This is a genomic window from uncultured Eudoraea sp. (genome assembly GCF_947258525.1).
In the GTDB taxonomy this organism is placed as follows: domain Bacteria; phylum Bacteroidota; class Bacteroidia; order Flavobacteriales; family Flavobacteriaceae; genus Eudoraea.
This window is the reverse complement of the sequence record NZ_CAMYIP010000146.1, coordinates 1-8,362: the sequence shown is the minus strand read 5'-3', so window position 1 is coordinate 8,362 and position 8,362 is coordinate 1. Positions and strand designations below refer to the sequence as shown.

At 38.5% G+C, this 8,362-nt stretch carries 7 protein-coding genes and 1 tRNA gene; 6 read left to right on the top strand and 2 right to left on the bottom strand.

Annotated elements, in window-relative coordinates:
* Positions 1–66: 66 nt before the first annotated feature.
* Complete coding sequence (locus Q0X89_RS10860; protein WP_297694021.1) at positions 67–1,170, bottom strand: alpha/beta hydrolase; 1,104 nt, start codon at positions 1,168–1,170, stop codon at positions 67–69.
* A gap of 276 nt (positions 1,171–1,446) precedes the next feature.
* Between Q0X89_RS10860 and Q0X89_RS10855 the strand changes: the two genes are divergently transcribed.
* The 3 genes from Q0X89_RS10855 to Q0X89_RS10845 all read left to right on the top strand — a co-directional run bounded on the left by Q0X89_RS10855 (position 1,447) and on the right by Q0X89_RS10845 (position 5,819).
* A complete protein-coding gene (locus tag Q0X89_RS10855) occupies positions 1,447–2,973 on the top strand; it encodes an alpha-L-arabinofuranosidase C-terminal domain-containing protein (protein ID WP_297694019.1) in 1,527 nt (508 codons plus the stop codon).
* Positions 2,974–3,112: 139 nt separating this feature from the next.
* Positions 3,113–3,997, top strand: coding sequence for a hypothetical protein (locus Q0X89_RS10850; RefSeq protein ID WP_297694017.1), 885 nt, complete (start codon positions 3,113–3,115; stop codon positions 3,995–3,997).
* 88 nt (positions 3,998–4,085) lie between these two features.
* On the top strand, positions 4,086–5,819 hold the full coding sequence (locus tag Q0X89_RS10845) for a carboxypeptidase-like regulatory domain-containing protein (protein WP_297694015.1): 1,734 nt from the start codon (positions 4,086–4,088) through the stop codon (positions 5,817–5,819).
* On the opposite strand, the gene Q0X89_RS10840 is transcribed toward Q0X89_RS10845, so the two are convergent.
* The gene (locus Q0X89_RS10840) at positions 5,812–6,876 is read right to left on the bottom strand and encodes a DUF4421 family protein (RefSeq protein ID WP_297694013.1); all 1,065 of its coding nucleotides are present in this window, start codon (positions 6,874–6,876) and stop codon (positions 5,812–5,814) included. The two genes, Q0X89_RS10845 and Q0X89_RS10840, sit on opposite strands and share 8 nt — an antisense overlap.
* A gap of 152 nt (positions 6,877–7,028) precedes the next feature.
* On the opposite strand from Q0X89_RS10840, the gene Q0X89_RS10835 reads away from it, so the two are divergent.
* The 3 genes from Q0X89_RS10835 to Q0X89_RS10825 form a co-directional block, all read left to right on the top strand.
* Positions 7,029–7,562: a peptide-methionine (S)-S-oxide reductase gene (locus tag Q0X89_RS10835; RefSeq protein ID WP_297694010.1), complete on the top strand. Its 534-nt coding sequence runs from the start codon at positions 7,029–7,031 to the stop codon at positions 7,560–7,562.
* 72 nt (positions 7,563–7,634) lie between these two features.
* Positions 7,635–7,706: transfer RNA gene (locus tag Q0X89_RS10830), tRNA-Arg, on the top strand.
* Positions 7,707–8,143: 437 nt separating this feature from the next.
* The coding region (locus tag Q0X89_RS10825) for a hypothetical protein (protein ID WP_297694008.1) at positions 8,144–8,362 on the top strand (219 nt) is incomplete at its 3' end.

The window sequence follows — 8,362 nt, the reverse complement described above, 5'->3', positions numbered from 1 at the left end:
CGCGGCGGCGAGCAGCCGGCCGAGGCCACTCCGCCCCAGGGCGCGCCGAATTTGCGCCAATATGGACTATTCCAATCCCACTTCTTCCTTTAAGAAAAGCCTGAGATCCATAAACGCGGCTTTAGACTCCGGGGCGTCTGGTATTAAGCCGTAATCCGCATGGGAGAATCCTTCCAAAAGGACCAGTTCGGTCCTAACGCCATTATCTTTCAAGATTCTTTGCATTCTGGAGGTATTGCTTTGAAACATGTCTCGAGTGCCCGTAAGAAGGAATGTCGGGGGGAAATTGGAAACATTTCCATAAACAGGTGATAAATAGGGATCTTTAAGGTCTTTTCCATCGGCATAGAGCAGCGCACTTTGCTCAAGGAACCCTTCGTAAGTAATCAATACATGGTCTATACCTTCCATGATATAGTAACTATCACCAGTCTTGGTGAGGTCAGACCACGGTGTCCCGGCAAAGATGGCCTCGGGCAGTCGGATATTCTCATTTTTTAGTCTTAAGGTTGTCGAAAGCGTCAATCCACCTCCTGCCGAAGTGCCCCCCAATATTAAATGATGGTTCGGAAAATCCTCCAACACCTTTTCGTAGACAGCTACAGCATCGTTCTGAGCAGCAGGAAAGGGGTAATCCGGAGGCATTCTATAATCCACTGAGATGACCGGCATTTGTACCCAATTTGCAATGAGGACAGCCTCAGATATGCCAGCTACTCCAGCATTCATGGTGTAGGCACCGCCATGAAGATGTATAAAGATCGCATCGTTGAATGCTTCATCGATGACTTGTGGTGTAACCATCCGGGTTAAAACACCGCTAATTTCTTTTTCCTCAACCGTTACTTGCATAGTCTCTATCAATTTCATGGCATTCCAAGCAGCGGCCGAATCTCTGCTATTTTGAAAGGCTTTCCATGCAGCAGCTCCCTGTGTCATTTCGGCATTCCGGCTACGGACCGGATCAGGCTGTTTTATTGCCTCGACAGATTTGTAAAAAACCTCACTTGCACCCGAAGGAGGTGGTAGTTCCCGCTTCTCTATGGTCCATGCGCCTGATTCCCTGGATGTACTGGTCTCAACTTCAGGACTATTAGTTTTAGGTGCTTGCTGGCATGATAAGAATAGGATCGTCAAAGCAAATGAAGTGATGTGAAATAATAGTCTCATGATTTAAGTGTTAGGCGTTTATACAACATAACTATTGGAGGTATAAAATTAAACATTATCAGAATAGTACTTCAGGGGGAGCACAGAAGTAGAGCGGAGCTCGATTATTAGGAATACCAAAGCCGTATTTCAATAGCACATTTTCCATACTTCCTGCAAACAAAGTTTTAAATATTATATATTGTAACTGTAAATACGCCATTGACGAAATTGCATTTGTGATTATTGAAATATTAATGCTAAAAAAACAGACTAAACATATCTAAAACCATAAAAATGAAAAAAGGAATTTTACTTGCCTGCCTCTTTTTGATAACGAACCTTTTCGCCCAAAACAGACTCGAACTTAAACCTGATAACACTAACATAAAGATCAACAAAGAGATTTACGGTCATTTTTCCGAACACCTGGGCACCTGTATTTATGAGGGTATTTATGTGGGCGAAGATTCGGATATTCCGAATATCGATGGATTTAGAAAGGATGTGGTAGAAGCTTTTAAAGAATTAAAAGTCCCTGTATTGAGATGGCCGGGAGGATGTTTTGCAGATACCTACCACTGGAAAGACGGTATAGGACCCAAAGAGGACCGCCCCTCAATAGTTAATGTGTTCTGGGGAGGAGTGACTGAGGATAACAGCTTTGGCACTCATGAATTTTTGAATTTTTGTGAATTAATAGGTACAGAACCTTATTTGAGTATCAATGTAGGTACGGGAACAGTCCAGGAAGCTGTTGATTGGGTAGACTATGTTACCTCGAGCAATAAGAGCCCAATGACGGATCTGCGCAAGGAAAACGGCCGTGAAGAACCCTGGGATGTCAAATACTGGGGTATTGGTAACGAAAACTGGGGCTGTGGTGGTGATATGGCGCCGGACTATTACGCCAATATTTTTAGAAATTACTCATCTTATATTCGTGGAGAAGATTTTCAAAAAGTGATTTGTGGCCCTTCCGGGAATGATACAAATTGGACCGAAACAATTCTCGAAGGATTGAAGGGCAAAAACCACCTCGCACAAGGGGTTTCATTGCATTACTATACGCTGCCGACAGGGGAATGGGCTAACAAAGGCTCCTCAACAGATTTTGGGGAAGACATGTGGTTTGCAACCATTCGTAATACCATGAAAATTAAAAATTACATTGAACAACATCTGGAAGTAATGGACAAATACGACCCCGAAGGAAAAATAAAGCTGATCGTTGATGAATGGGGTACGTGGTATGATAAATTGCCCGGCACCAGGGATGGGTTTCTGCAACAGCAAAACACACTGCGTGACGCTTTGGTTGCAGGCATCAACCTGAATATATTCAACAATAATGCCGACCGTATCAGTATGGCGAATATCGCGCAGATTGTAAACGTATTGCAATCGGTTATTCTGACCAACGGCCCTGAAATGGTCAAAACCCCTACCTACCACGTTTTTAACATGTACAACGTGCACCAGGATGCAAATCTTATACCAATCGATTTTGAAACCGAAAATTACGAATACAATGGGGATTCCATTCCGGCGTTGACAGCCTCGGCTTCAGAGAAAAACGGTATAACCAGTATTACCCTGACCAATGCAAACCCCAACAAGGCAATTGCTGTAAACCTCCAGTTCGGAAAGGATTTTAAATCGGCCGGCGGCAAAATAATCACAGCTAAAGAAATTACAGATTATAATGACTTTGGCAAAACCGAAAAAGTTTTTATTTCCGATTTTAAGATTGGAAAAATAAAAAATGGAACCCTAGAGATTGAAGTTCCGGCGCACTCAGTGATTTTAGTTCAGGTTAAATAGATTATGATTTGATGATTGCATTTTTATAAGAGACCAAAGACCTCATGGCTGCCGGAACACGATTTGTAAAACTTTTTAACAGCACTTAATTTAACGCTTAAAATAAGTTTATTTAGATAATCTATTCCGCTTTCTAGCTATGACACATATTCTTAAAAACAAAAACCTGGAAATTAAGATCGACCTTCCTTTGGAAAACTATAATTTTTCAAGATTTGACTGGACTGGAAAAATTGCAGATGTAAAATTTCAAAATATTCCATTGTCAACTTCTGAAAGGACGGATGATCAAAACGAGGATTCTTTTGGGAAAGGATTTTATAATGAATTTGGAATTGATGTGGCATTAGGATTTGACGAGACTGAAATAGGCGGGTGGTTTCACAAAATAGGAGTAGGATTATTAAAGAAAGAAGATAGTCAATACCTGTTTAGTAAAAACTACGAGGTTAAACCTGCCGAATTCAAAATTAATGTGGAATCTGATCGGATTTTGATCAAATGCAAATCAGAAGTCACCAATGGCTATGCGTATTTATTGCAAAAAGAGATTCAATTGGCTGAAAGTGGTTTTACACTTAAATATTATCTGCAAAACACGGGTGAAAAAGATATTAGTACCGATGAATATGTCCACAATTTTACTTCTATAAATAAAGATTTAATAGGGAACAACTATGTATTAGAATTTCCATTTCAACTTAAACCTGAATTATTTGATGAAACGGTAAACCCTGAATTAAAAGTAGCTATTGGGCAAAATGAAATTAAGTTTAAAGGCACGCCTGAGGAGCAATTCTTTTTTAGCAACCTTTCGGGTAATGAAAGTGTTGATGCCAGCTGGCAATTAATAAACCTTGAAAGCAAAATTGGGATAAGTGAATCCGGAAGTTTCCAAACTAATAAAGTGAATCTTTGGGGATGGAAACATGTTATTTGTCCGGAGTTGTTTTATGAAATAGATATTAAATCCGGCCAGTCGGTTGAATGGACCAGGAAATATAATATTTATAAAATAAAGTGAGCGCCCCGGAAATTTAGCGATTCTGGCATAACAGCTGATTTTTCCTTATATTTAGATATGAGATCTCAAATCAATTAATGAAGGAATTATGAAGAGGATTTTTGTTCTAATCGGTATTTTATTATCGTTACAGCTACATTCTAATACTAGTCTGAATGAAATTTCAGGAATTGTAACTATTGGAAACTCCCCAATACAAAACGTATGTGTCCAGGTTTTAAATAGTACCAAAGAAACTTTTACAGATGAAAAGGGTAAATATTTAATTACTGCCAAACCATCTGATGTATTGGCATTTGATTATGCCGGGATGCAAAGGGTAGAAGTAGTAGTGGAAGATGTTACTGCCAGATTGAACATTGAAATGAAAATGAACATAGAAGCGCTGAAGGAGGTTGTTGTGGGAGAAAATAACACCAGGAATCAGGATTATCTAAGATTGCAATATGGGATTGATAAAAGCATCCTGAGTACTGCTTTTGGTTATCTGGATGCCAAGAGCGTCGGCTATTCTATAAAATTAGTAGATGGAGATAATTTAAGCCCGGGAGCAGTAGATGTTATTACAGCATTAAAGGGAAGGGCAGCAGGTGTATACAGTCTTGGAGGAGAAATTTATATAAGGGGAGGTGGACCTCAATTACAAGGTAGAGCAATCCCGGCAATTTATGATCTGGATGGGATGGTCCTAAAAAAACTTCCTTTTATAACTGTAGAGAATATTGACCGGGTAGCAATAATATCAGGCTTAGCAGGCAGGGTTAGATACGGCAGTATTGCCAGAGGCGGGGTTGTAGTTATAAATACGATCAGTTCTCCTGTTAGACCGGATTCTGATTCTAATAAAAGTTTTGACAGGGCACGCCTTCGAAATAACATATATAATAATGATGCGATTGCTGAAGATCGCAGTAGGGCAACCAGTTATTTAAGGGATCTATATTCCTGCAAAGAAAAAGCTGCTGCACGTGAAGTATATCAAAAATATGTAACTAGATACGCAAAAGACCCATATTTTATTACAGACACCTATCTGTTTTTTCATGATACCGGCGATCAGGTCTTTGCAAATCAAATTTTGGAGGACAATATAGAAGTTGTGGAAAGTAATCCTGTCTATGCTAAAGCCATGGCCTTTGCTTTGGATTATGCTCAAGAGTACGCTAAGTCCAAAGAACTGTACAAAAAGATTTTTGTTTTAAGGCCTGAATATTTGCAATCCTACAGAGATATGGCAAATAGTTATTACGCACTTGGGAATTACAAAAATGCAGCCAACATGTATATCCGCTATCAATACTTAGTGAACGAAGGGATTTTTGCCAATGATAGTTCAGCGATCCAAAAGGTTATAGACGGAGAAATGAATAACCTGTTCGTAGTTCATGGCACCAGGTTTATGGCAGAATCGAATATAGTTGGACTTAAAAATTACACTAAAAACAAGGGCGAAACCAGGTTGTTTTTTGAATGGAATGACAGTGAGGCTGAATTTGATTTGGAATTTGTTAATCCTCAAAGAAATAATTTTATCTGGGAGCATTCCCTGGAGAATGCGGCCGAACGAATTAAAGATGAAAAAACTTTGGGGTATTCCTCTGAAGAATTCTTTGTTGATGGGTCTCTGCCCGGAAAATGGCAGATAAACGTTAAGTATAAAGGGAATAAAAAATTATCACCTGTATATATGAAATTAACCAAAATCACGAACTATAATACACCGGCTCAAAAAATAGACGTTTCCGTATTTCGTTTAGCTATGAAAAATGTAAAACAGAAATTAACCGATTTCAATAACGTGGTTTCCTTCTCTGCTAATTAACAGGCTTTTTACTTCCCTTGATTTTATAACCCACTGCAAGCTTGCCATCTAGAAGAGAAAAAGACCCATTATTACCATACCCCAAACTAGAGCGATTTGTTGAGGCACCAAATGTGATATTGGTATAAAAACGTTCCCATTTATAACCAAAAAGCGCAAAGGCTTTTATTTTGTAAATCATGGGATTCTTGGGGTTATAGGATACCGCCTCTGCTTCAGCATTTTTGATGGTTAGTCCAATACCTGCCCGAGCACTTAATCCAAAATAAAAGTTTGAAGGAAGTTTAATAAGACTAACCAAACCGCCCATAACACCTATTCCATAATTTGTGAAATCAATAATTCTTGCCTGTTCATTAAAAAAAGGATATAATTCCAGGGGCACCAGCGAATTATCCGCGTTGATTTGATTATATACCATAAACCCTCCCAATCCAAAAGAAAATGTGCTTTGCTTTTGATCACTAAGGCCGGATCTCAGTAAGTTTATTGAATATTCATCTGATTTAAACAGGTATAGATAGTCAATACCAAAGGCTATAGATTTGACATCATCTCTGAAAATGCTGGTAGCATTTATGGAATTTTCAATATTAAATCCCTTATATCGTTGAAGATAAAAATCGATGACATTATTTTTTGCTATAAATCCGCCCCGTAAGTCAAATCTATCCGTCCTTTCAGTACTCTTGTCTTTCAAATTAAATGCGATATCCAGTATTAGCTTTCGGGTAGCAACTCCGACACCAATACCAAACAAGTTATTGGGGACATAGGAAAGGCGGGCATTGTCATTTGACAACCTGAATCCTTGGCCTTTTACATTCCCTAAAAGTCTCACTGACCAGTTTCTCAGATCACGATCAATAAGCAATGATTCTACAGGGTTTCTTGTCTTGGTTGAATCATTGATATCTATGTCTTGTGACCAGCAAAGCGACCCTATCAGGGAAAAAAACAAAAATAGCAGTTTTCCTTTGGTAAAAAAGCGAACTGCCATTTTACTTTGATAGTTGAAATGTGCTACATTCCCAAAGGAATTATTATATTTTGCCATGCTAATACATTGCATTTTACAATTCAGGATAATATGCCCTTTTGAAGGCGCATAAAGTTACTTAAATTAGCGGGGATATTTTAGTGAACTCAAACATTCAAAGGATGTTGTTAGGAATCAATTTGTTAGGATGTAAATGCTTAAAAAGTTAAATGAAAATTGACAAAATTGGATTAGGGGGAGGATGTCACTGGTGCACAGAAGCGGTGTTTCAAAACCTGCATGGAGTTGTAAATGTAGAACAGGGCTGGATTTCTGCTTCAGGGGCGGTGGAATTTAGTGAAGCAGTGCTGTTAGATTTCAACCCTGAGAAGATTCCTTTAAAAGTTTTAATAGAAGCACATCTTCATACCCACAAATGCACTTCCAATCATTCTATGCGTTCAAAATACCGTTCTGCTGTTTATGCCTTTAGTTCTAGGCAACAACTAGAATCTGAGCAGATCTTAAAACTGCTTCAAAAGCAGTTTGAGGATAAATTAATCACGAAGGTATATGGGTTTGAAGAGTTTAAAATGTCTGCGGAGCAGTATCAAAATTACTATCAGAAAAATCCGGAAAAACCTTTTTGTAAAACCTATATAGACCCCAAATTAAATCTGCTTCCTAGAAGATTTCCAAAGCATGTTTTAAAACCTACTCAGACATCAATAAAAAGAAGGGAAGAACAAAACACTAAAAAATAAAAAGGAGCTTCTGATGTCGTATTAAAAATACTTATTTTTGTGCCCCTGATAATTTTTTCAACAGAAATATTTGGCCTCATAGTTCAACGGATAGAATAGAAGTTTCCTAAACTTTAGATCCAGGTTCGATTCCTGGTGAGGCTACGGATAAGCACATTAGGCCTTTATTTTTGATCGACCGAGAGAAACTTGTTTCATTGAGGTGCGGTCCAAAAATAAAACCAGCTGCATAGCAGTTGGCCTTTTGTATTTTCAGAACGAGCGTTTCTCAGGAACAGCGAAGCTAGTCCTGGTTAATTGTGTTCCGATCCAAAAATAAAACCAACTGCATTGCAGTTGGACTATTGTATTTTCAGTGCGAGTCGTTCTCAGGAAAAGCGAAGCTATCTCCTGGTGAGGCTACTATCTTTTTTCATCCGTCCTCATTATTCCAAAATCTTAAGTATATTAGTAAACAAGCAGCAATCTTGTAAAATCAAGATTGTCTGATTTCTTTGCACGAGGTAAAGGCTAAAATTAAATTTATTCCAGACTATAACAAGGAATAACAAGTATCACCGGGTTGCCGGTATCTATTCATAATGAAGCTAACCAAAGCCAAACAAAAACTTCTAGACGAAGCTTATAATACCGTAATACAGGTTTGCTTGTTAGACAAGCCCCTTGAAGAAATGACCCCTTTGCTGGCAGAGGATGTCATGAACTTTGGTGCAGGTAAAAACGAGCTTACCAAATCCAAAGCCGCCTTTTTGAAACAAATAAAAAATCAAAAAAAACTGGCAGAGGGATTAAAAATGGAC